Source organism: Streptomyces sp. NPDC127092, from assembly GCF_042722475.1.
Lineage (GTDB): Bacteria > Actinomycetota > Actinomycetes > Streptomycetales > Streptomycetaceae > Streptomyces.
Genome location: NZ_JBHXFE010000292.1, coordinates 629 through 1,270 on the forward strand (window position 1 = coordinate 629; position 642 = coordinate 1,270).

The following is a 642-nucleotide window of genomic DNA, read 5'->3' on the forward strand; positions in this document are numbered from 1 at the left end:
GTAGAGGTCGTAGCGCCAGGCCAGGCGCTCCACGTGCTCGACGTCGTGGAAGAACTCGTAGGGGAAGCCCAGCGGGTCCTCGACGCGCACGGAGTCGCCGACGCCCTTGACGAAGCCGTCCTTCCGACGCTCGACGCGGCAGCCCAGCTCCTCGTAGAAGGCGACCGCCTTGTCCAGGTCCTCGGGGGTGCGCACGCGGTAGGAGAACGCGGCCACGGCGGCGGTCTCGCCCTGGCGCAGCACCAGGTTGTGGTGGATGAACTCCTCCATGGAGCGCAGGTAGACGGTCTCCTCGTCCTCCTCGGTGACCACCAGGCCGAGCACGTCCACGTAGAACTCGCGGGAGACGGCGAGGTCCGTGACCACGAGCTCCATCGAGGCGCAGCGCAGGATGTCCGGTGCCTCGGACGTCGGGGTGGGGAGGGGGTTCTCCGGGTCGATGGGGGCTTCCTTCGTGACGAAGAAGCCGGAGGAGGTCTTCTGGCGGCTCTCGAGGTTGGTCATCGGTGCTCCTTGGTGAGGGGGCGGTGCGCTGTGGCCTGGGACACGGTCAGTGGCTCGATCGTATACGATCCGGGCGACCGACGGAAAGGCTCTCGAGGAACGCGGGTTGAGTTGTCGCGGGTCCGGGGCGCCCGCACC

Annotated in this window: 1 protein-coding gene; it reads right to left on the bottom strand. The window is 68.4% G+C overall.

Going from position 1 to position 642, the window contains the following annotated elements; genetic code table 11:
- Positions 1–504: VOC family protein (locus ACFWJO_RS39790; protein ID WP_386873184.1), on the bottom strand; the 504-nt coding region annotated here is incomplete at its 3' end.
- Positions 505–642: the final 138 nt, after the last annotated feature.